We start from the raw sequence: 22,586 nt of genomic DNA on the forward strand, positions 1-22,586 counted from the left end.
CGGGGCAGGGGCTGGGGCGACTGAAAGCGGCTGAAGCGGCTGGAGACGGCTGGGGGCGGTCGGGGCGGCTGAAGCGGCTGGGGGTGGTCAGTCGCCGTGAGCGAGGGCGACGAGGTCGTCGTCCCAGGCGTGGTCCACGGCGGCCAGGTCGACGTCCTCGGCCGGGCGGGCGTACCCGGAGCGCTTGTGGAAGTGCGCGAGCAGACGCGGGTCGACCTCGTGCTCGCCGAGCACCTCCTCGGGCCGCGGGCCGATGCGGGCGGCCGCGCGGGCCAGCGCCGCCCGGTCGAGACCGAAGACGTCGACGGCGTTCTCGCCGAGGATCGCCCGGGCCTCCCCCTCGGGCACGCCGGCGAAGGCGGCGCGGATCCAGTCGCGGGTGTTGGGCCAGGTCCCCTCCGGATGCGGGAAGTCCACGCCGAACAGCAGCCGCCCCACGCCGATCTCGTGCCGCATCTCGATCTCGGCGCGGTGGGGCGAGGAGGGAATCGCCACGCAGTGCAGCCGGAAGTACTCGCTCGGCGTCCGCTTCAGGGCGCCGCCCAGGCGGGCGGCGCGTTCGTCGAGGCGCCGCAGGGTCGCCGGCAGCCAGTCGGCCCGCACCTCGGTCAGGGCCAGGCGCAGGTCCGGGAAGCGGTCGAACACCCCACCCAGCATGAGCTGCCACATGGCCCGCCGCGGCCCCAGGTCGAGCTGCAGGGGCGAGTCGGCGCGGGCGTCCATCTGCTCCCGCAGCCGCTGCTGCAGGTTCAGGTCGATCTCGCCGGTCCCGCCCATCGCCTCGTGCACCTGCCGCAGGAACGCCTGGAACTGGCCCTGGACCCCGCCCCAGCCGGCGTGCACGGTCACCACCAGCCCGAGGCGGGCGCAGGCCGCCCAGAACGGGTCGTAGTACGGGTCGTGCAGCGGCGGCAGCGCGGGGTCGGCGACCATGCCGGGCAACAGGACACCGACGAATCCGTGCTCGGCCACCCAGGCCAGCTCGGCGACGGTCGCCGCCAGGTCCAGGCACGGCCCCGCCTCCGCGATGCCGTAGAACCGGCCGGGCGCGGTGGTCATCGCGTCCGCCAGCCAGCGGTGGTAGGCCCGGGTGCCGGCCGCGCGCAGCCGCGGCGGGNAGGGGNTGTTCACGACGCCGAAGAACGGCAGCGTGCACATCTGGTGGCCCGACAGCAGCAGCTCGCCGGCGATGCCCTCGGCGTCGAGCTCACGTACCCGCCGGTCCAGGTCGAACGCGCCGAGCTCGCCGCCGGTGCGGATCGCCTGCCGGCCGTCGATCACCTCGAGGGTCTCGTCGGACGAGCCGCCGGCGGTGATCACGACGGCCAGCCACTCGTCGTTCTCCGCCGTCAGGCGGTCGAGATCGCCGAGGAACTCCGGCTCGATGTAGTCGCGGTAGGCCTGCGGGGGAGCTCCGGTGTGACCGTCGGCGGAGACGAGGACCAATCGCTGTCCCATGTGACTCACCTCATAGATCGAGTCCGCTCACCCTGCCCTCACCCCGCCGCGCTGTCAACAGTGTTCACCTCACCAAAGTGCCAGGCCCGCCGCCGGACGAGGGCTCAGTCGGTCGCCAGCTCGGCGCTCGACAGGTAGGTCCGCTCGATCTCGCCGATGCGGCCGCGCAGCTCACGGGCCTCGCCCTCCAGCACCACCCGCCCATGGCTGAGCACGTACGCGCGGTCCGCGACCTCGAGGGCGTCCCGGACATGCTGCTCGACCAGGAGCACCGCGCCGCCCCGGTCCGCCGCCGCGCGCACGGCCAGCAGCAGGCGCTCGAGGACCAGCGGCGCGAGCCCGAGCGAAAGCTCGTCGGCGAGCAGCACCCGGGGGTCGGCCGCGAGCGCGCGCGCCAGGGTGAGCATCTGCTGCTCGCCGCCGGAGAGCAGGGCCGCCCGGCGGGGCAGCAGCGGCGCCAGCTCCGGGAACAGCTCCAGGCACCGATCGCGCTCGCCCCCGCCCAGGCGCAGGTTGTCGGCCGCGGACAGCTCCATGAACACCGACCGTTCCTCGGTGATGTAGCGCAACCCGCCGCGGGCGCGCCGGTGCAGCGGCGCGGTCGTGCGGCGCCCGTCGAGCAGCACCTCCCCGCGCAGCGGCCGCAGCTCCCCCGCCAGCGCCCGGACCGTGGTCGTCTTGCCCGCGCCGTTGACCCCGAGCAGCGCCACGACCTCCCCGGGCCGCAGGACCAGATTCAGGTCGTGCACCACCGGGGTGGACCCGTAGCCGACCGACAGGTCGCGGGTTTCCAACCGCGGCGGCGAGGGGCGTTCGGACGATAAGCCGACGTTGCCGTTGGGCTGGGGAGCCGGGATACCCGAAGTGGTCGTCATGCGAGGACGGTACCGCCCGGATGGCTGATGTCCATGGCCCTTCCGGAGGTCGCACCGCGCTTTCCTGAGGCACTCGTCGGTGCCCGTCCGACCCGCCTACCCGAGCAGGTGAACGTCGTTGACTTGGCGGTCGCCGCGGACGTACGCTGCGCCCGCACCGGTCGCCCGGCGACGGCTGCGGCCGGCATTCCCAGTGCCCCACCAAACGCGTGGAGGATGACTGCTGTCATGGACGTGGACGGAAAGATCGAGGTAGCCTCCTACATTCCCGCAGACTCATTCTTCGGCTCGCCCTACATCGACTCGGACGTCTGGCGCGAGAGCCCCTTACCCCATCGCCACGTGCACGGTGGTTTTCAGGACACCGACACCCGCTTCACCTTCTACTTCCCCACCGAGGACTCCTACGACGGCCGCCTGTTCCACCCGCTCGAGGGGGCCCACGCGGGCCACGAGGACGCCTTCGGCGGCCCGATGGGCGACGTGATCGGCGGGCTGGTCCTCATCTCCCGGCTCGGCGGCTACATGGTCGAGTCGAACTCCGGCCACATCGGCGACGACATCGACCCCCGCGGCGGCGACGACCCCACCCTCTACGGCCACCGCGCCAGCGTCGAGACCGCCCGGTTCTCCAAGCACGTCGCCGCCCAGATCTACGGCGCCCCGCCCCACCACGCCTACGTCTGGGGCGGCAGCGGCGGCGGGCGGCGCTCGCCGCTGTGCCTGGAGTACGGCACCGGCGTCTACGACGGCGCGCTGCCGTTCATGGGCGGCGGCGAGATCGCCGCGCACGGCGTCACCACGCTCATGAAGGGCGCGCAGGTGATGGCCTTCGCGTCCATGTTCAACGTGCAGCGCCTGCTGCGCCGCCAGGCCGCCGGGGTCGTCGACGCGATGCGGCCGGGCGGCAGCGGCGACCCCTACGCCGGGCTGACCACGCACCAGCGCGAGGAGCTCGCCAACCTCTACCAGCTCGGCTACCCCCGCGGCGACGAGTTCATGATCTTCTCGCCGATGGGGCAGATCTGGCTGTGGTCGTCCATCGCCGACCGGCTCGCCAGCGAGGACGCCGACTACTTCACGTCCTTCTGGACGAAGCCCGGCTACGTCGGCCACGACGCGCCGGACGCCGTCGCCGACGACCTCCTCGACGTGACCACGACGGTGAGCCGGGTCGTCACCGGAGGCGAGCTGCTGACCGACCCCGCCTACGCCGGACCGGAATACGGCGGTCTGCGGGTGATGGCGTCGCTGATGAGCGCGGGGCCCGATCTGCCCATGGCGATCGAGGTCGAGGGTCTCGGCGACGGCTACCGCCTCGGCGCGGGCCTGCAACTGCTCAGCGGAAAGGCCAAGGGGCGCCAGCTCTACTGCATGGGCCACGCCGGCGACCTGCTCAGCGCCGACGGCGTCGCCGAGGCCAACCTGCTACGCTTCCGCGACGTCGAGGTCGGCGACGAGATCCACGTGGACAACCGCCGGTTCCTGGCGTTCTGCTACTACTACCGCCACCACCTGATGGACGAGCCGGCGTTCGACTTCCTGCGCCCCGACGGCCGCCCGATCTACCCGCAGAACCGGGTGCCCACGATGTCGCCGCTGATGGGCGTGGCCTACTCGGGCCAGTACGAGGGGAAGCTGCTGTGGGTGCACCACACCCACGACGCCTCGCTGTGGCCGCCGCAGGGGCTGGTCTACGAGGCGGCGGTGCGCGCCGTGCGGGGCCCCGAGGCGGCCGGCGAGCGGTTCCGCCTGCGCTGGACCGAGAACGCCGAGCACATCCCGCCGGCGTACCTGCCCTCGGCGCCCGACCGGGCCACCTCGACCTGGCTCATCGACTACCTGCCCGTCATCGAGCAGAGCCTGCTCGACCTGGTCGCCTGGGTGGAGCAGGGGGTCGAGCCGGCCGGATCGCACTACGAGTTCCGCGACGGGCGGGTCGTGCTGCCGGCGAGGGCGGCCGAGCGCGGCGGCATCCAGCCGGTGGTCTCGGCGACGGTGGACGGCGGCGAGCGGGCCGAGGTGCCGGCCGGCACGGCGGTGACCCTGCGGGTGGACGCCGAGGTGCCGCCGGGGGCCGGCACGATCGTCGCGGTCGAGTGGGACCTCGACGGCTCGGGTTCGTTCGCCGACCCGGCCGACGTCGTCGGCACCCCCACGGCCGTGAGTCTGACCAGGACGCACACCTACCCGACGCCGGGCACCCGGTTCGCGACCGCCCGGGTGTGGTCGCACCGCGACGGCGACCGCGACGCCGTGCACCGCCGCATTCCGAACGTCGCCTCCGTGCGGATCGTCGTGACCTGACCCGCATCACCCCAGCCCGCCGCGGGGCCGGCTGCGCACCGGCGCGCAGCCGGCCCCGTGACGCGCCCGTGAGGGCTGCCTCAGCGGCCGCCGAAGTCCGCCCGGACGGCGGTGGTGATCTCGGAGTAGCGCCCCAGGCTCACCGCGTCGGCGCCGCCGTCGACCGGCAGGATCACCCCGTTGACGAACCGGGACAGGTCGCTGGCCAGGAACACCACGGCTGCGGCGATGTCCTCGGGCTGCCCGACCCGGCCGGCCGGCTGCTCGTCGCGCAGCGCCTCGGCGAGGTGTTCCATGAAGGCTGGCCGGCGGTCCCGGGCGATGCCCATGCCCATCACGGGCGTCATCGTGATGCCGGGGCAGATCGCGTTGGAGCGGATGCCGTGCCGGCCGAGCTCGGCTGCGGCATGGCGCACCACGCCGATGACGGCATGCTTGCCGATCGTGTAGCTCGGCTGGCCCAGGCCCCCACGCAGCCCCGAACCGCTGCTCGTGGTGATGATCGAGCCGCCACGGCCCTGCTCGATGAACACGCGGGCGGCGTGGCGGTGCCCGGAGACGGCCGAGCCGACGATGAGGCGCAGCGACCGGTCGAGCCCGTCCGGCTCGAGGTCGACGAACCCGGCCTGATCGCCGGCGCCGCTGGCGTTGTTGAACATGATGTCCAGGCCGCCGAAGTGCCGCACCGCGGTGTCGACCAGGTTGGCGACCTGATCGTCGTCGGAGACGTCCGCGTGGACGTAGAGCGCGGCGTCGCCGAGCCGCTCGGCGGCGGCCCGGCCGCGCTCGTCCTGGATGTCGCCGATGACCACGTGCGCGCCCTCGGCGACGAACGCCTCGACGCTGGCCAGGCCGATGCCACTGCTACCGCCGGTCACGATCGCCGTCTTGCCCACCAGGTTGTCCGGCATCGCCGTCTCCTTCCGGTCCGTACTGGCCAGGGGCGTCGCAATCCTTCTCGCGCGCCGCGACCGGCCGTTACCGCGGAATGTTCGTGGTCGGTTCAGCGCAGCAGGACCTGGCCACCGTCGAGCATGAGCGTCGCCCCGGTCAGGTACTGCATGTCGTCGCTGACCAGGCCGACGATCGCTCGGCCGATGTCGGCGTAGGGGTCGCCGAGCCGACGCAGCGGAGTCTGGCGGCGCTGCAGCTCCCAGCGCTCGGGGCTCTGCTTCATGTACTCCTCAGCCGCCGGCGACCAGGCGGCCGGGCAGACCTGGTTCACCCGGATCCCGTAGCGGCCCCACTCGATGGCGGTGACCTTCGTCAGGCCGCCGATGGCCTCCTTCGCCATCGCGTATCCGAGCAGGCCGGGCGCGCCGCGCACCCCGATCCCGGACCCGAAGTTGACGACGGCGCCGTGGCCGGAGTCCCGCAACGCCGCGAAGCAGGCCTGCATCATGTGCACGCTGCCCAGCGGGCCGGTCTCGAAGGATTCGAGGAGCTGGGCATCGGTGGCGTCGACCGTGGGGATGCGGACGGTGTTGTTCCCGCCCTGGGCGTTGTTGATGAGGATGTCGACCCCGCCGAACGCGGCCAGCGTCGCCGCGACCGCGGCCTGCGCGTCGGCCCGGTCGGCCACGTCGCAGCGCACCGCCAGCACCCGGGCACCCTTGCCCGACAGCTCCTCGGCCGCCGCGACCACCTTCGACTCGGTGCGGCCGAGCAGGGCCACCGCGGCGCCCTCGTCGGCCAGCGCCTCGGCGATCCCCCGGCCCAAGCCCTGGCCCGCACCGGTGACGACGGCGACCCGCCCGGCAAGCCGGCCGGCCTGGCCCAGACCAGGGGCCGCCGTGGACCACTCGGATGCCGTGGATGGAACGGATGCCGTGGATGGAACGGATGCAGCGATGGGCTCGGCCATCCCCGTCAGGCCCCCGCCGCCGCGCAGCGGGCTAACGGTGCGGAATCGACGTTCCCGGACAGCTCGCTCGCGCCCATCAGACAGCTCCGTCCTCTGTTGCCCTCGGGCCAGCCCAGCCCAGCCCCGCGCCGACGCCCACGGCCCCGCCCGGTACCCGCGGCCCGCGTGCGGGTACCGGGCAGCGTTTCAGAGTGGCCTCGACCACGTCAACCGGTCGCTACCGGACTCGGTGAACAGTGTTGACACGCCTTCGGTCGGCGCCTAATTTCCGGTGCATCGAGCTACCTCACTCGCGCCCGGGAACGGGCCCACGCGAGAAAGGACCGATCATGCCGGATATCGTCATCGAAACGTCGAGCGGCCGGATTCGCGGCACGACGACACCAGCGGGCGTGCACGTTTTCAAGGGAATTCCGTACGGCGGATCCGTCGCCGGCGCGAACCGGTTCCAACCGGCCCGCCCGCCCGAGCCGTGGACGGGCGTTCGCGACGCTTTATCCTACGGTCCGACCGCGCCGCAGGCACGCCCGGCCGAGGCGGGCGGCGGCGGCGCGGCCGATCCCGCCGCGACCGCACGGATGGCGCCGTTCCTGACGTTCCTGCACGGCCTGGCCGGGGACGAACCGGCCCAGGACGAGGACTGCCTGGTGCTCAACGTCTGGACCGGCGGCGTCGACCAGCAGCGCGCCCGCGCCGTGCTCGTGTGGCTGCACGGCGGCGCCTTCAGCACGGGCTCGGGCTCCTGGCCGCTCTACGACGGCACCGCCCTGGCCGCCCGGGGCGACGCCGTGGTCGTCACGATCAACCACCGGCTGGGGCCGCTCGGCTTCCTGCACCTCGGCGAGCTGGCCGGGGACCGCTACCGCGACGCGGGCAACGCCGGCATGCTCGACATCGTGCTCGCCCTGCGGTGGGTGCGCGAGAACATCGCCGGCTTCGGTGGCGACCCGAACCGGGTACTGGTGTTCGGCGACTCGGGCGGCGCGTCGAAGACCTCCATCCTGCTGGGCATGCCGGCGGCGAAGGGTCTGTTCCACCGGGCGGCGGTGATGAGCGGCCCGCTGATCCGCTCCTGCCCGGCGGACGTGGCGACCGCGAACGCCGAGGAGCTGCTCGGCCGGCTCGGGATCGCCCCCGCCGACGTGGCGAAGCTGCACGACGTGCCGGCCGAGCTGCTGATCAAGGAGGCGGAGTCGATCGGGGTACCGATCGACTCCGGGCTCGCCGGGGCCGCCGGCAGCGAGCAGTTCATGCCCTTCCAGGCGGTTGTCGACGGCCACGTCCTGCCCGCCCACCCGATGGATCCGCAGGCCTCGCCGCTGGGCGCCGACGTCCCCGTCCTCGTCGGGTCGACCCGGGACGACATGAAGATGATCATGTTGGGGATGCCGTGGTTCGGCTCCCTCGACGACGCCGGCCTGGCCACGCTGGCCGGCGGCATGTTCGGCGCCGCGGGGCCGGAGTTCGTGCGCGCCTACCGGGCGGAGCGGCCGGACGCGACGCCGAGCGAGCTGGCGTGTGCCTTCGTGACCGACCGGGTGATGTGGTGGGGCGGGATCGACTGGGCCCAACGGAAGATCGCCGCGGCCGGCGCCCCCGTTTACGTCTACCGTTTCGATTTCGCCACACCCGCCCTCGGCGGGATTCTCGGGGCCACCCACGGCGGTGAAATCCCGTTCGTGTTCGACAACTACCCGCTCACCCCGATGGCCGGTGAGCGGCCCGAGAACGCGAATGTGGCCCGCGCGATCAGCGAGGCGTTCGTGCGTTTCGCCCAGGAGGGCGTTCCGGACCACCCCGGGCTGCCCACCTGGTCGCCATACACGCTCGACGGGCGCGCCACCATGATCTTCGACGCCGTGTCCCGGGTGGACGACGATCCCCGCCGGGCGATCCGCGAGCTCCACGCCCGGGTGTCCGCGGGCTAGCTCGCCCGAGCGCCGGCGCATCCGCCCGGATACGGTCCGGAAATGGACGACGCGGTCGAGGTGGATGACACGGTGGGGTCGGACCAGACGGGCAGGGCGGACTACGCGGCGGGGGCGCACGGCGCGGCGGGGGCGGGCGACCCTGGGCCGATCGTCGCGACCTCGGCGGGACGCCTGCGCGGCCGGCGTGTCGACGCGGGTGTGCTGGCCTTTCTCGGCATCCCGTACGGCGCGCCGACCGGCGGCGAGCGCCGGTTCCGGCCGCCGGCGCCCATGCGGCCGTGGACCGGCGTCCGCGACGCGCTGGCCGTCGGCCCCTCCAGCCCCCAGCCCACGGTGCCCGCGGCGGCGGCCGGGGCGTTGGCGGTCTTCGGCGGCATCCCCGAGCCCTCGATGTCCGAGGACTGCCTGGTGCTGAACGTGTGGACCCCGGCGGCCGACGGCGCCCGCCGGCCGGTGATCGTCTACTTCCACGGCGGGGGGCACGCGACCGGTTCGGCGTCCTGGCCCGTCTATGACGGCGCGGCCCTCGCCCGCCGGGACGCCGTCGTGGTCACGGTCAACCACCGGCTCGGCATCCTGGGCTACCTGTACCTGGCCGACCTGCTGGGCGAACAGTTCGCGGCATCGGGTGCCGCCGGAGCACTCGACCTGGTGCAGGCGCTGGAGTGGGTCCGGAACAACATCGCGGCTTTCGGTGGGGATCCCGGCAACGTCACGATCTCCGGCGAGTCCGGGGGCGGCTCCAAGGTCGCGACCCTGCTGGCGATGCCGTCCGCCCACGGCCTGTTCCACCGTGCCGTGATCATGAGTGGGTGGTTCGGCCTGCGGGGCACCGACCCCGCCCACGCCCGGTCCGTCACCGCGCGGGCGCTCGACCTGCTGGGCCTGCGTCCCGACCAGGCCGCGCAGGTGCTGACGCTGCCGGCGCAGCGGCTGGTGGACGCCGCCGCCGCGATGGGCGGCATCGACAACGGCCTCTACCCCGTCCCCGACGGGAAGATCATCACTGCTCAGCCGCTCGCGGCGGTCCGTGCGGGCCTGGCCCCCGACGTCCCGCTGCTCATCGGGACGACCCGCGACGAGTACAGCATGTTCCTGCCGTTGGCCACGATGGGCCGCCCCGGTCCCCGGGCGGAGGCGGAGCTCGCCCACCTGGTCAACGCCTTCGGATCCGACATCGTCAGGGTGGTCGAGGCCTACCAGTCCGCCCGGCCGGAGCTGAGCGCGGACCGAGTGCGGGTGGCGGTGGCGACGGACGGTCACGTGCGGCTGCCCGCCATCCGGCTGGCGCAGGCCCGTCTGGCCGCGGGTCGGGCGGCGGTGTACATGTACCGGTTCGACTGGGAGACCCCGCTCGACCCGTCGCTGCGGGCGTCGCACGGTCTCGACGTCCCGTTCTTCTTCGACACGGTGGACACCGCCACGGCCGCCGCCCTCGGCGCGGACGCCGAGGACTCCGACGGCCGCCGCGCGCTCGCGGCGCGGATGGGCGACGCCTGGGTCGCCTTCGCCCGCGACGGCCGGCCCGCCGCCGGGCCGGACCTCCCCTGGCCGCCGTACTCCCTGCCCGAACGCGCCACCATGTTGTTCGACGTCCCCACGCGCATCGAGGACGACCCCGCCGGCGCCGAACGCGCCGCGTGGGACCGCCTCGGCTGAGAGCGAGACCCCATCCTCGGATGGCCGAACCGCCCATCCCCACTGGCGCTGGGGGATGGGCGGTTCGGCGGTCGGCGGTGCTCAGGTGCGGCGGGCGCCCATCAACGCGACGGGTTCACCGGGAACACCTCGCACTGGGGAGCGCAGGCACAACGGGATCGCCTCGCGTGCTCCTTCGGTGCGGCGGGCATGGCACCTCGGGACGATCAGGATGGCAGAGAAACCTTCATGATCGCCTGGGGGTCGTACCCGTCTTGTTTCGGGGTCCAATCCGCAACCCACCACGACCCAGTCTCACCAGAAACCCCCGGCACGGCCCATGAGCCGCTACCCAGCAAGCTTGCCGGGACCCTGAACAAACCCTGGACGGGGTCATCCGCGCCGACGGCTCAGGGCCTACGGGATGGATCCAGACGAGCCAGGCTGCGTCCGCGTTCCAGCCCTCACAATTTCTCATCAATTCGTTGCCTTCGTTGGCATACAGGCTGTTATGCTCAGCGACTCCGGACGGTACTCATCCGACTACACCCCTCCATGGTCGGGCAACCCCCGTAGGGTCGCCCGAACTTTACCGGCGGTTCATCCGGACATGTCCATGTGCGGTCTGCCTGACAGTAGATGTTGTTCGTGTCCTGCTGCCTGTCCGATGGGTCGGAGGGTCATGCTCGCTGAAAAGGATTTCGCAGCCTTCGTCGCCCGCCATGCGGGAGTCGACGCCGAACAGGCTGATTCCGGCGCCCGCCTCGGCGCGGACCTGGGACTCGACTCGTTCGCGCTGCTCGAGCTGCACGCCGCGATATCCGGGCTGGGCGTCGACCTGTCGGAACGGGCCTGGTTGCGCATCGGTACGGTCGGCGAGCTCTATGACCAGTGCCTAGCCGGATCGCACCGGCCCGAGCCGGTGACACCCGAGACGCAACCCCCGTTCCCCGATATGTTGGCGCCGTCGACCGCATCGCGGATACGCTTCCCGAACGGGCCGTTCACCGTGCAGTCACCGGACACGGGTTCCGGAGCCCCAAATGGTGGAGAGGTCACGGACCCGGCCGGTTTGCGCATTGATCAGCGCGTTCCGCCGCCGACCGCCGCGATGCAGGGCGGCCGGGGCCTCGCGGACCCGACGCCGCCTCGGCCGCCGCAGCGTAGCGGACGGTACTTCAGGCTCGCGCCGCTTCTCCCAGCGTCAACCCCGTTCCTCTACGAACTCGCGATCTCGCCGGAGACCGGGTTCCGGTGGCGGTATCGAGGTTCGGTCCCCAGCTACGCACAGTTCGAGCAGGAACTTTGGCAAGGAATGCTCTCCCAGTTCCTGGTGGAGTCAGTTGAGACTGGCGAACCTGTCGGCAATGTAATTTGCTACAACCCGGACTTTGCACTTGGACACGCCTACGTGGGCGCCGCGGTCAGCGGCCGCTACACAGGATCAGGAATAGCGATCGAGCCGGTCCGTTTGTTCATCCGATACGTCTTCGATGTCTGGCCTTTTCGTAAACTTTACTTTGAGCTCCCGGAATTTAACCTGCCACAGTTCGCAAGCGCTCTGGGAAACGGGCTGCGGACGGAGGGCAGATTGGTCGATCATGAGTACTACCAAGGCCGTTACTGGGATCGGCTGATCCTCGCCGTGTACCGGGACCGGGCCGGCTCACGGTAGGCCGGCCGGCAAAGAACCCTCGCAAACGACCCCCGGCCGGATCTCCGGCTGGCCCGGCGGATCGGGACGATAGTTGACATATCTAATCGAGGCGATCGAACGAGCCGCCAACCAGTCCGGCTCGGTGACGTTTCTCGACGGCACGGATGTGCAGCGGGTCGAATGGTCGAAGTTGTACGACGACGCCCTACGACTGTCCGCAGCGCTGCAGGAGATCGGCGCCGGCTCAGGCCATCCCCTGGGCATTCTGGCGCCGACGTCGCGGCCCGCGGTCGTGGCTGCCCTCGCAGGCTGGCTTGCCGGCACCAGTGTCACCTTTCTGCCGTCGCCGGCCCGTGCCACGACCCCGGCCGGCTACCTTGCGGCTACCCGCGCCCGGCTGGACTACCTCGGCGAGCCAGTTGTCCTCGTCGGCGACCCGTGGACCGGCGCAATCGATGGGCTGACCCGCCCCGGACGCGTTGTTACCGACCTGCCCGGGGTGCTGTCCACAGCGCTGGCCGGACCCGAACCCATCACCATGGTCCCCGCCGGCTCCGACGACGACCCGGCTATCCTCCAACTGACGAGCGGGACGACCGGCGCCGCGAAGATTGTGCAGATCAGCTATGCAAATCTTGCCGCCAACATCGACGCGATCAAGCGGGCCACCGGGCACGAGTCCATCCATGGCCGAATGCTGTCCTGGCTGCCGCTATCCCACGACATGGGGCTGGTTGGGAGCCTTCTGATGCCTCTGACCTGCGGACGATGTGACGTCATTCTGTCCAGCCCGGCCGACTTCCTGGCCAGACCCGCCGAGTGGATGCGACGGGTGGACCGCCATCGGGCCACCGCGACCGTCGGTCCAAACGCCGCATACGCTCTCGCAGCCCGCTTGCTCGCCACCGGCCCCACACTCGACCTGTCGTCACTGCGCTGCGCGCTGTCCGGTGGGGAACTCATAGACCCCGACGTTGTGGACGCCTTCACCGCGGCAGGGAGCAGACACGGACTCGACCCCGCGACGTTCGTACCCGCCTATGGGATGGCCGAGGCGACGGTCGCCGTGGCAATCTCTCCTGTTGGCCACGGACTGCGCTGCGACGTGGTGGGCGCGGAGGATCTCGAACGGCACGGAATAGCGGTACCGATGCCTGATGGCGCCGCACCGGGAGCCCCCGCCAGGCCGGGGATCAGCGTCAGCAACGAGGGCAGGACGCCGCCGCCGGCCGGCCGCGTCCGACGCATACCTCTGCTCGGCAGTCCGGTCCAAGGGCTCGAAGCAAGGATTGTCGATCAAACGACCGGTCGCCCGATACCCGAACGCCAGGTCGGCGAAATTCAAGTCCGTGGGACTTCGGTGACGGCCGGCTACCGTGGTGACGCCGAGACGACCTCGGCGCGATTCCTCCCCGAGGGTTGGCTCCGCACCGGAGATCTGGGTTACCAGGCCGGCGGCGAACTCGCGGTCACGGGCCGCATGAAGGACGTTGTCATCCTCGCTGGACGCAACATCTACCCGGACGAAGTCGAGCGAGCGGCAGCCCGGGTGCCGGGAGTGCGGCCGGGCAACGCGGTCGCCTTCGGCTTCGCGCGCCGGGGGCCGTTGGGAGACGGCGAAGGTCTCGCCATTGCAGTCGAAAGCCGAACGGACGATCCCGAACGCGTTCGCACCTTGGTTCTCGATGAGGTCCAGGCCGCGCTGGGAATTATGCCACACGCGGTGGTCGTCCTCTCGCCAGGATCCATCCCGAAAACCCCGTCTGGCAAACTGCAACGGGCCGAGGCCGCGCGGAGGTTCACGCCTCGATGATCCCTCCCGTACCCGCCCACGATGGGGACCGTCCAGGCGACCTCCCCGACCTGACCAGGACTCCCCGGTCCGGGGTCGATCTCGTCGGCACCCTACTTTCGGCCTGGACTGAAACAAATCCGCTACGCCGGGAAGCGGCGCTGACGGCCAGCTGCACCCCGGACGTACGCTATACCAACCCGATCGGACAGGCGCAGGGCAGACCTGCGGTCGCCGAGCTCCTCGGCCGGATCGCCCGCAGTTACCCGACCCTGCGGCCAGTTCGGATCAGTGCGATCGATCTCCATCACGGTTACGGACGTTTCGAGTGGGCCATGTGTCTTCCCAACGGCCATCGCGTGCTTGAGGGACTCGACGTGATCACCCTCTCGGCAGATGAAAGCCGCATTGCCGAGGTCGTGGCGTTCTTCGGCCCGACCGACCGCACCACCACCTATACCTACGGCGCGTCAGCTCACGGCGAACCATGACGCGCCGACGCGCATCACATTGCGCTTCCTTTCACTTCACACTTCACGTATTCACAAACATTCCGAAGGAGAAAGATGCGTAGCTTCCCGAGCCCCTCGCGCCGCGCGGTGGGGACAGTCGGCGCGCTCGGTGTGAGGATCGGCACCGCGCTGGGCGCCGCGCCCGTCCAGGCCGCCCAGCCCGCCCCTCCTCCCGTCGGCTTCGATCTGCGGGCTGCCGGTACCCACTCCTACCGGGCGGGAGGTCCGGTCGCGGGCACAACCGCATCGGGCACAACCGCATCGGGCACAACCGCATCAGGCGCAACCGCATCAGGCGCATCCACCCAGGCGATCGAATGGACCTGCACCATCTACCCCAGCGATCCGACCTATGCCGGTGGAACGATCTACGGATACGGCGAACAGAAGTGCTCCGGCCCGATCGCGGCCCAGGGCATCACCGTCTATGTCAAGCACTGGAACGATTCCAGCAATGTCTGGGAACGAGTGGGCCTGGTCGGCACCGCACGTGGCGGTGTCGGAGTGATCAGCGCCGAGGCGAGCCGGCTGTGCATCGGGTCAAGCAGCCCCCAGCAGTGGCGCACCGAGGTCGCAGGCTTCGGTTCCGGTGATTCTGGAAGCTCCTCGGCCACGGACTACTCGAACACCGTCAGCATCTACTGCCGTTGACCGACAAAGCGCAAACAGGCGCCGGCCGGGCTCCGGCGTTCCCCGACCCCCAGGTCATTCCCGGTGGCATCCACGTCTATGAGCGGCTGATCGAGACGCTGGATCTTGTGGTCGTGCTGCATGGGGTGCAGGCGCAGGCAGCCGGGTTCATGGCCGGGTTCTTCGCGGTGGGTCCGGCAATCACCCGGTTCCTGAGCGCCGACGAGGAGCCCGCAGCGCGAGCGGGGCGGGAAGACGCCACGCCGGGTGCTCCGGTCTGGTCCACCCGCGGACCGGCGGCCGTTCTGGTGCAATGCGCGCTTCGGCCAACAGAGCCGGATCTCACTCTCGATCTGTCGCCCTTCAGTGGCATCTACACCACAGACCGGCGAAGATCGCACGGTTGGGTCTGGGCCGCGCCAATTCCGCGCTCCGGCGATGTACTCTGCACCGTTCGCGCCGCCGGGCAGACCGGCCGGACCGTCCTCGACGGTTCGGCGCTGCGCACTGCGGCTCGGGCGGCACGCCGGATTCGGGGAACCGGCGAAGCCGATGGAGAGGGTCGGCGATGAGCGAGTCACCGGGCAAGCTGCCAGCGGTGCCGGTCCCGATCGGCGTCGACTGCTACGCGGTTCTTCTGGAGACCGCACGGCTCGCGGTCGTGGTCGACGGGGTACTCGCCGACCACGACGGCGTCGAAATTCACCTGACCGCGGTGGGAGCGGACCTGCTGTTCGCCACGACCTCGGAGCACACGCGGCCAGAGGGCGACGCGTTGCTGAAGCTGTCCCGATGGATGCGGCAGGAGACAAGCAGCGGGCCCCCCGAGCCGGAGGTGACCCTCGACATCACCAGCCCGGCCATGCCCGGACCACCCTCGGCGACAGTCACCCGGTCCGGGTCCTGGCTCGGGCGCGCATATGCGGTACTGCGGGTGGAACCGATACCCGCCCGTGGGGACCTCCACTGCGCCGCGCCGCGGATGCGGCGCAGTCCTTCACCCGGCGTGGCCGGGACCCCGCCGGCGGCAGCTGACTGCCACCCGGCTTCCGTCCGGCGGGATCACAGGTCGCCCGCGCCGACCGCCCATCCCCACGCGCCGGGGATGGGCGGTCGGCGGTCTGCGGCGGTCAGGTGCAGTCGGCAACCGTCACGCGGGAACGACCGTCACTCGGGCACGGTGGATGACGCCGCCGCCGCCACGAGCGGCTTCGCGTCGGCCGGCAGGATGAAGCCGGCGTTCACGGCGCTGGTCGTAGCCTTCGTCCAGGCGGCGACGAAGGCGCCGTGCGACGGGTACAGGGCGTGCAGCTGCGCCGGGGTGAACGGGACGGTGGTGCCGAACAGGGCGCAGAACGGGGAGGAACCGGTGTCCTGACCGAGCCCGGAGAGCTTCGCCACCGGAGCGTCGACCGCGGGGGTGCGGATGCCGCCCTTCACGTTACCGTTGGCGTCGAGAACGTAGGCGTTGTTCGCGATCTGCAGCCGCGGTGCCTTCGACGGCGCCTGCCCGGTGGTGACCCAGCGGTTGAGCTGCGAGAACGCGGCCTGCAGGACGTACTGCTGCTCGCCGGCGTTGATCGGCTTGGCGCAGGAGAAGCCGGCGGCCCCGGTCGGCGGGTTGCGCAGCGCGTTGAACGCGGCGACGCTGCCCTGTCCGTCGCCGACGTCCGTGGCCCCGATGCCGATGGTGTACGCGTCGGCGTGGGCGGTCCCCGCGACCTCCCACAGGCGGAACCGGTTGGTGTCGTCCTGGCGGGCGTCGACGTAGCCGAGCAGGCCGGTCGGCAGGTCCGTCTCGGTCTGGAAGGTCAGGACCGGGACGGCGAGGTCAGGTCGGATCCGGACGACCGCCGGCGCGGCGATGTCGGGGCGCTCCGGGGCCTGGGACAGCGCACTCGCGGTGCCGGCGCGGCTGTGCAGCAGATACCCGTCATAAACGTTTACGAGCGGGTGGATGGCGTTGACGTAGGTCGTCAGCCGGAAGGCCGACTGCGACTCGCCGTCGCCGAGCACCTTCTTCGGCGCCAGCCCGCCGAGGACCGTGCCGGCCGACTTCCGCACCGCCTGGCCGACCTGGGAGAAGATGTCGTACGAATAGCTGTCACCGGGGTGGGACAGCGCCTGGTAGCGGTCCGGGTCGGCGTTCTTCGTCGCGTTGAGCCCGACCGCCTGCGCGGACACCCCGACCCAGGCGTAGCCGTCCCGGATGAGCTGGTTGTGGGCGGCGGTCCAGTCCGGGGCTCCGTCGTAGCCGGCGGAGACGTTGAGCCATTCGACGACGACGGTGCCGTTGAACTTCTTCGCGTCGACCGGGCGGTTGACCACGATCCGGGTCGTGTAGGGCGCCGTGGCGGCCGGGGTCACGGTCCACTTGCCGTCCGATCCCAGCGTGCCCGACGCCTGGTAGGCCGTCGCGGAGCCGGCGAGGAAGTACTCGGACTGCCGGTACCCGACCTTCCCTAAGTCGAAGGCGGTGGCGCCCAGCACGGGAACGCCCTTACCGCCGGTGACGGGCCCGGTCACTGTGGGACTGGCGGCCGAGGGGGTGGCGGCCTCGGCGGCCGAGCTGGTCGCGATCTGGGCCACCCCGGCGGCGGTCACGGTCAGCAGCGCGGCCACCGTTGTCGTCGCGATCCGTCGGCGGCGGGTCCGCCACCTGGCCATCACTGTCATGGTCACGTCCTTTACGGCGAGGGACGCCGCGACCCGACCTGCCTCCACCGAGCCGCGACACGTCAGCATCGGTGGCTTCGCGAGCGATCGCCACGCGCGGCCCCGGTCGGGGAAACGACCTGGGCTGCCGCCGGAACGCCCCCGGAAAGGCTGGGTATTTCGCCGGAACCCGTTTCGGGGCTTTCCTGGAATCACTCATTCACGATGCTGTGTGCCCGACATTACGGGACTTCGACCGTGGACGGCACCCCACCATGGGGTAACGCTCTTCTTGACAGGCACGCTCCTTTTGGTCGGAGTCGGGATGGCGTGCGTTGTCACCCTCCCAACCCCGACGATTATCCGCCGGATGTCGGAAATCCGTATCCACATTACCGACGATCGCGCGGAACCCGGCGCACCCCGGACCGAACGCTTCGCCGCCGGCGCGGCCCCACCTCACCCTCAGCCGCCGCCCCACCGTCAGCCGCCGCCCCACCCGCAATCGCCGTCCCGGCCCGCGATCTGCACCGGCCCCTCGCCGCCCGGCGCCACTGTTCACTGGCAGTCGCAGCGGCCGTACCCGGCGACGAGTGCGCTGGGGATCTTCTCGTCGCCCGCCCCACTCTCCGCAGGCAGTCGCAGCCTTGGGGACATGGACGGGCCGGCGGCATGCGGCGGGCCGCTTCCCCACATCGCTCACGGATACGAACATACGTTCGACTTTCAAGCGTCCGGGATCTACCGTTGACTCATGAACACGCACGGCCCCAGCCCCGGCCGCGAAGCTCCCAGCCCGGTTCCCGACCCCTACGCCGACTCCCACCCCGACCCCGACCCCATCGCCGACCCCGACCCCATCGCCGACGCAGACTCCACCCCCGGTCCCGATTCCGACCTCGCCGCCACCCCCGACCCCGGCCCCGACGCCGTCCCGGCTTCCGCCTTCGGCACTGACCGGACGGGTTGTCCACGGCTGCTTGCCGCGCTGTCCGGGCTCGACGAGCTGGCCGGGCAGGCGGTGGACATGCCCGGCTGGTCCCTGTCTGATGGCGACCTGGACAGCGCGGTGCTGGACTGCTCGGCTTTGTTGGCCCGGCTCGCCGCGCTGCGTCTGGGGTTGATCCGTGAGCTGCACGGCCGCGGCAGCGCTCAACGCGAGGGTGCCACCAGCACCGCTGCGCTCCTGCGCGCCCGGCTGCGGATCCGCCCCGCCGAGGCCCAGCGGCTACTCGGTCTCGCCCTGGCAGTCGACGGCGACCTCACCGCTACCGGCCCTGCCCTGACCGCCGGCACCATCAGCGTCGACCAGGCCTTCGCGATCCACGCGGCGCTGCGCGCCCTACCCCGCGGAGTGGACGTCGGCACACGACGTGAAGCCGAAGCGCTCCTGCTCCGGTGCGCGGACACCTTCAACCCCGCCGATCTCGCCCTCCTCGGCCGCCACATCCGCGAACGGCTTACCGACGTCGACACCAGCCCTGGCGGCGACAGCCCCGACCCCGCCGACAACAACAGCGGTAGTAGTGGCGACGGCGACGGCGACGGCGGAAATGATCATAATCCCGACGGCGGCAACGTCGGCGGTGGTGCCGATGGAGACGATCCGGCGTCGCGCCGCCACCTGTCGATCACCGACCTGTCCGACGGGATGACCCGGATCAGCGGTGAACTTGATGCCGAGGGCGCCGCTCTCCTGCGCACCGCCCTCGACAGCCTGGCCGCCCCCAGCCCCGCCGTCGATGGCACGCCCGACCCTCGCAGCCCCGCCCGCCGCCGAGCCGACGCGCTCGTCGAGCTTCTGCACCGCGCCCTCGACGCCTCATCGGTACCCGTCTCCGGCGGTGTGCGCCCCCACCTGACCGTCACCGTCCCCTGGGCGACACTGGTCGGCCGCGGCGGGCCGGCCGCGTCCACGAGCTGGGGCCAGCCGCTACCCCGCTCCGTGCTACGCCGCCTGGCCTGCGACGCCGAGGTCAGCCGCATCGTCCTCAACCCGGACAGCGTCCCCCTCGACGTCGGCCGCACACAACGCACCGTCCCGGCCGACCTGCGCCGCGCCCTGGTCGCCCGCGACCGCTGCTGCGCGTTCCCCGGTTGCACCAGGCCGCCGAGCTGGTGCCAGGCGCACCACATTCGGCATTGGACCGACAACGGCGCCACCTGCCTGGACAACCTCGTGCTCGTCTGCGGCTGGCACCACCGCTTCCTCCACCACCACGGCTGGACCGTCCGACTCGGCGCCGACCGCCGACCCGAGTTCCTCGCACCTCTCTGGGTCGACCCGACCCAAAGACCCCGCCGAAACCCCTACACCCAGCCCCTCGAAACCCTCCTCGGCCCCCCGGCAGACCAGTGAGCGGCCCCGGAGTCGAACGTTGGAACCTCGTGGGAGGCGGTGCTCGGCGAGCACTTCGACGCGGCCCGAGCACTGCCTTCCACGAGGCTCGGCGAAGATCAGCCTGTGGGACCGTTCGGGAACTTGAGCAGGGAGCCGGCATCGACCCGGATCTGCTGGCCGGTGATGTACCGGGACTCGTCCGAGGCGAGGAACAGCACCAGGTTGGAGATGTCAACCGGCTCGACGTAGGGGATCGGCATCGCCTGGAACGCGACGAACGCGGGCTCGACGTCCTCCCGGGTCGGGTTCTCCAGGTCCGGCCGGAACTGCGCGTACAGCCCATCGTTGTGGAGCAGGTGGGTGTTGACGTTGGTCGGGTGGATGGCGTTGACCCGGATGAACTTCGAGGCCAGGTGGAGCGCCATCTCCTCGACGTAGCCGATGAGGATCTTCTTCGACCAGCCGTAGCCGGCGCTGCCTGGGCCCATCGCGGGGTTGTCGGTGGTGTTGGGCAACATGGCCGCGGTCGAGCCGGTGACGATGATGGAGCTGCGGTCCGGCAGGTGCGGGACGCTGACCGCGACGGCGTTCAGCACGCCGATGAGGTCGACGTCGACGGCGTCGATGAAGTCGGTGGCCTGGGGGTCGCCCATCGCCATCGGCAGGATGCCGGCGTTCGCGACGACGATGTCGAGGCGGCCGAGCTCGGCGACGCCCTTGTTGACCGCCTCGCGGAGCTGGTCGCGCTCACGGACGTCGGCCTTGGTGGCGATGATGCGCCGACCGAGCTTCTCGACCAGGGTGACGGTTTCGGCGAGGTCCTCCGGGGTGGACAGCGGGTAGGGGTTCGACTCGATCTGCTCGACGATGTCGATGGCGATGATGTCGGCGCCCTCCTGCGCCAGGCGAACCGCGTGGCTGCGGCCCTGCCCGCGCGCCGCACCCGTGATGAAGGCGACCTTGCCCTCGAGGCGACCTGGCATTGTCCTGCTCCTCTGTTCGTGCGTGCGATCAGGTGGTGGACTGTCCGGATAACGGTGGTCCGGGCATGAGCGGTCCGGGCATGAGCGGTCCGGGCAATCGCCGGACCGGCGAACAGCGGCCCGGGTGTGGGCGGCCCAGACGAACTGCGGCCCGTACAGCCGGCGGCCCGGAGGATCAGCAGCCCGGATGTGGGCAGCTCAGCCGGCGTAGCCGACGGACTTGCTCTCCAGGTGCTGCTCGAAGCCCTCGATGCCGCCCTGGCGGCCGTTGCCCGACAGCTTGTAGCCGCCGTAGGGGCCGTTCGAGCCGTAGAAGTTGCCCCCGTTGACGTTGATGCTTCCCGTGCGGATCCGGCGGGCGACGGCCAGGCCGCGGTCAAGCGAGGCGGAGAACACTCCGCCGGACAGGCCGTACGGGCTGTCGTTGGCGATCCGCACGGCGTCCACCTCGTCGTCGAAGGGGATCACGGCGGCCACCGGGCCGAAGATCTCCTCGCGAGCCACCCGCATGCCGTTGTCCACGTCCGCGAGCAGCGTCGGCTCGACGTAGTAGCCGGTCGGCAGGTGCGCCGGACGGCCGCCGCCGGCGACGACCCGCGCGCCCTCGGCCTTGCCGATCTCGATGTAGTCCAGCACCCGGTCGCGCTGGCGGGCGTTGATCTGCGGGCCGGAGAGGTTCGCCGGGTCGTTGGGGTCGCCGTAGGGAAGCTGGCGGAACACCTCGGTGAGGATCTCGAGGCCCTGGTCGTAGACGGAGCGGGGCAGCAGGATCCGCGTCGTCATCGCGCAGCCCTGCCCGGCGTGCAGGCACGCCCCGAGCCCGGCCCCGGGCAGCACCGAGGGGAGGTCGGCGTCGTCGAGCACGATCATCGCGGACTTGCCGCCGAGCTCCAACAGCGTCCGCTTCATCGTCCCGGCGGACAGTTCGACGATGCGCCGGCCGACCCCGGTCGACCCGGTGAACGACACCATGTCCACCCGGGGATCGGTCACCAGCAGCTCGGCCACCGCGTTGTCCGAGGTCGGGACCACGTTCACGACGCCCGCCGGGATGTCCGTCCGCTCCGCGACGAGGCGGCCGATCCGGGTGGCGTTCCAGGGCGTGTCCGGCGCGGGCTTGAGCACCACCGTGTTGCCGGTCGCCAGGATCGGGCCGAGCTTGTTGATCGTCACCTCGAACGGGTAGTTCCACGGCACGATCGCCGCGACCACCCCCACCGGCTCCTTCCAGACCGCGCGGTGGCTGGGTCCGAACAGGTTCGTGTCGGGCAGCGTGCGCTCCCACGGGAAGGTGTCGATCAGCTCCAGCGGCCCGCGCAGGCCGTCCGCCAGCGGCCAGTCGAGCTGCGCGAAGTGCGTCACCGCGACCGGGGCGCCCGCCTCGGCGATGAGCTCCGCGCGCAGCGCCTCCTTCTCGTCCTCCAGCGCGGCCTGCAACTGGGCCAGGCACCGCTTGCGCAGCTCCCGGTCCGTCGACCACGACGACTCGTCGAACGCGCGGCGCGCCGCCGCGATGGCCCGGTCCATGTCCGCCGCCGTGGCGTCGGTCGTCTGACCGAGGACCTCCTCGGTGGCCGGGTTGATGTTGTCGTAGCGGCCGCCCGCCACCGACTCGCCGAGTTTCCCGTCGATCAGAAAGCGAAGCTCGCCCTGCACGGACACCGCCTCAGACACCGTCGTCATCGCCGATCAGACTCCCTCGCCATCGAAGACCCGTCCTGACGGGGCGGGTGCGTCGAGGAAAGTTACAGCGCATCTGACACTATGTCTACGTGTAGGCCCGGATTCGCACACGAGGACGATCGGCCTCTTTGTACGAAAGTCCGTCGCGCGCCGGAGCGATCGATCGCCCCCGGCGGATATTTCGGGCATGCCGAACCGCAATCCCGCTTTGGTCACCGCGGGATCGGCGGGACGGCTATTTGAACAGTCGCCACTTCCGG

At 71.2% G+C, this 22,586-nt stretch carries 16 protein-coding genes; 9 read left to right on the forward strand and 7 right to left on the reverse strand.

All coding sequences use genetic code 11. The annotated features are described in order from the left end of the window. Nucleotides 1-87: 87 nt before the first annotated feature. Together FF36_RS22760 and FF36_RS22765 are read right to left on the reverse strand one after the other, a co-directional pair. The gene (locus tag FF36_RS22760) at nt 88-1,107 is read right to left on the reverse strand and encodes an amidohydrolase family protein (protein ID WP_277912972.1); all 1,020 of its coding nucleotides are present in this window, start codon (nt 1,105-1,107) and stop codon (nt 88-90) included. A gap of 455 nt (nt 1,108-1,562) precedes the next feature. Continuing rightward, nucleotides 1,563-2,333: an ABC transporter ATP-binding protein gene (locus tag FF36_RS22765; RefSeq protein WP_082122149.1), complete on the reverse strand. Its 771-nt coding sequence runs from the start codon at nt 2,331-2,333 to the stop codon at nt 1,563-1,565. A 228-nt stretch (nt 2,334-2,561) separates the two neighbouring features. On the opposite strand from FF36_RS22765, the gene FF36_RS22770 reads away from it, so the two are divergent. Beyond that, the gene (locus FF36_RS22770; protein ID WP_044887190.1) at nt 2,562-4,640 is read left to right on the forward strand and encodes a tannase/feruloyl esterase family alpha/beta hydrolase; all 2,079 of its coding nucleotides are present in this window, start codon (nt 2,562-2,564) and stop codon (nt 4,638-4,640) included. An 80-nt stretch (nt 4,641-4,720) separates the two neighbouring features. Here the strand turns inward: FF36_RS22770 and FF36_RS22775 are convergent, their stop codons facing one another. Beyond that, entirely contained in the window at nt 4,721-5,551 is an 831-nt protein-coding gene (locus tag FF36_RS22775; RefSeq protein ID WP_044887191.1) for an SDR family NAD(P)-dependent oxidoreductase, read from the reverse strand. Between the two features lie 92 nt (nt 5,552-5,643). Next, a complete protein-coding gene (locus FF36_RS22780; protein ID WP_044887222.1) occupies nt 5,644-6,420 on the reverse strand; it encodes an SDR family NAD(P)-dependent oxidoreductase in 777 nt (258 codons plus the stop codon). A 413-nt stretch (nt 6,421-6,833) separates the two neighbouring features. Here FF36_RS22780 and FF36_RS22785 point away from each other — a divergent pair, with 413 nt between their 5' ends. From FF36_RS22785 to FF36_RS35045, 7 genes are all read left to right on the forward strand, one after another. After that, nucleotides 6,834-8,432, forward strand: a complete 1,599-nt coding sequence (locus FF36_RS22785; RefSeq protein ID WP_044887192.1) for a carboxylesterase/lipase family protein — start codon at nt 6,834-6,836, stop codon at nt 8,430-8,432. A 42-nt stretch (nt 8,433-8,474) separates the two neighbouring features. Continuing rightward, nucleotides 8,475-10,094 (forward strand): carboxylesterase/lipase family protein, encoded by a 1,620-nt coding sequence (locus FF36_RS22790; RefSeq protein ID WP_052681350.1) that lies wholly within the window; start codon nt 8,475-8,477, stop codon nt 10,092-10,094. Nucleotides 10,095-10,755: 661 nt separating this feature from the next. After that, entirely contained in the window at nt 10,756-11,748 is a 993-nt protein-coding gene (locus tag FF36_RS22795) for a hypothetical protein (RefSeq protein WP_044887193.1), read from the forward strand. Between the two features lie 73 nt (nt 11,749-11,821). Further along, entirely contained in the window at nt 11,822-13,543 is a 1,722-nt protein-coding gene (locus FF36_RS22800; protein WP_044887194.1) for an AMP-binding protein, read from the forward strand. Continuing rightward, nucleotides 13,540-14,013, forward strand: coding sequence for a nuclear transport factor 2 family protein (locus FF36_RS22805; protein ID WP_052681351.1), 474 nt, complete (start codon nt 13,540-13,542; stop codon nt 14,011-14,013). Before FF36_RS22800 ends, FF36_RS22805 begins: the two co-directional genes overlap by 4 nt. Nucleotides 14,014-14,088: 75 nt before the next feature. Then, entirely contained in the window at nt 14,089-14,685 is a 597-nt protein-coding gene (locus FF36_RS22810) for a hypothetical protein (RefSeq protein ID WP_128423369.1), read from the forward strand. Then, on the forward strand, nt 14,682-15,236 hold the full coding sequence (locus tag FF36_RS35045) for a hypothetical protein (RefSeq protein WP_128423370.1): 555 nt from the start codon (nt 14,682-14,684) through the stop codon (nt 15,234-15,236). Before FF36_RS22810 ends, FF36_RS35045 begins: the two co-directional genes overlap by 4 nt. Before the next feature lie 595 nt (nt 15,237-15,831). On the opposite strand, the gene FF36_RS22815 is transcribed toward FF36_RS35045, so the two are convergent. Further along, complete coding sequence (locus FF36_RS22815; RefSeq protein ID WP_082122150.1) at nt 15,832-17,340, reverse strand: alpha/beta hydrolase domain-containing protein; 1,509 nt, start codon at nt 17,338-17,340, stop codon at nt 15,832-15,834. Nucleotides 17,341-18,073: 733 nt separating this feature from the next. Between FF36_RS22815 and FF36_RS22820 the strand changes: the two genes are divergently transcribed. Continuing rightward, complete coding sequence (locus FF36_RS22820; RefSeq protein ID WP_044887196.1) at nt 18,074-19,678, forward strand: HNH endonuclease signature motif containing protein; 1,605 nt, start codon at nt 18,074-18,076, stop codon at nt 19,676-19,678. Between the two features lie 98 nt (nt 19,679-19,776). Here the strand turns inward: FF36_RS22820 and FF36_RS22825 are convergent, their stop codons facing one another. Both FF36_RS22825 and FF36_RS22830 read right to left on the reverse strand, forming a co-directional pair. Beyond that, nucleotides 19,777-20,643: a mycofactocin-coupled SDR family oxidoreductase gene (locus tag FF36_RS22825; RefSeq protein ID WP_044887197.1), complete on the reverse strand. Its 867-nt coding sequence runs from the start codon at nt 20,641-20,643 to the stop codon at nt 19,777-19,779. A gap of 198 nt (nt 20,644-20,841) precedes the next feature. Further along, a complete protein-coding gene (locus FF36_RS22830; protein WP_044887198.1) occupies nt 20,842-22,326 on the reverse strand; it encodes an aldehyde dehydrogenase family protein in 1,485 nt (494 codons plus the stop codon). Nucleotides 22,327-22,586 lie beyond the last annotated feature (260 nt).

The organism is Frankia torreyi, from assembly GCF_000948395.1.
Taxonomy (GTDB): domain Bacteria; phylum Actinomycetota; class Actinomycetes; order Frankiales; family Frankiaceae; genus Frankia; species Frankia torreyi.

What these genes read in the sequence shown, in the direction of transcription:
- FF36_RS22825 (WP_044887197.1), bottom strand. Translation starts at nt 20,643, where the DNA reads ATGCCAGGTCGCCTCGAGGGCAAGGTCGCCTTCATCACGGGTGCGGCG.
- FF36_RS22785 (WP_044887192.1), top strand. Translation starts at nt 6,834, where the DNA reads ATGCCGGATATCGTCATCGAAACGTCGAGCGGCCGGATTCGCGGCACG.
- FF36_RS22775 (WP_044887191.1), bottom strand. Translation starts at nt 5,551, where the DNA reads ATGCCGGACAACCTGGTGGGCAAGACGGCGATCGTGACCGGCGGTAGC.
- FF36_RS22815 (WP_082122150.1), bottom strand. Translation starts at nt 17,340, where the DNA reads ATGACAGTGATGGCCAGGTGGCGGACCCGCCGCCGACGGATCGCGACG.
- FF36_RS22765 (WP_082122149.1), bottom strand. Translation starts at nt 2,333, where the DNA reads ATGACGACCACTTCGGGTATCCCGGCTCCCCAGCCCAACGGCAACGTC.
- FF36_RS22805 (WP_052681351.1), top strand. Translation starts at nt 13,540, where the DNA reads ATGATCCCTCCCGTACCCGCCCACGATGGGGACCGTCCAGGCGACCTC.
- FF36_RS22790 (WP_052681350.1), top strand. Translation starts at nt 8,475, where the DNA reads ATGGACGACGCGGTCGAGGTGGATGACACGGTGGGGTCGGACCAGACG.
- FF36_RS22830 (WP_044887198.1), bottom strand. Translation starts at nt 22,326, where the DNA reads ATGACGACGGTGTCTGAGGCGGTGTCCGTGCAGGGCGAGCTTCGCTTT.
- FF36_RS22820 (WP_044887196.1), top strand. Translation starts at nt 18,074, where the DNA reads ATGAACACGCACGGCCCCAGCCCCGGCCGCGAAGCTCCCAGCCCGGTT.
- FF36_RS22795 (WP_044887193.1), top strand. Translation starts at nt 10,756, where the DNA reads ATGCTCGCTGAAAAGGATTTCGCAGCCTTCGTCGCCCGCCATGCGGGA.
- FF36_RS22770 (WP_044887190.1), top strand. Translation starts at nt 2,562, where the DNA reads ATGGACGTGGACGGAAAGATCGAGGTAGCCTCCTACATTCCCGCAGAC.
- FF36_RS22810 (WP_128423369.1), top strand. Translation starts at nt 14,089, where the DNA reads ATGCGTAGCTTCCCGAGCCCCTCGCGCCGCGCGGTGGGGACAGTCGGC.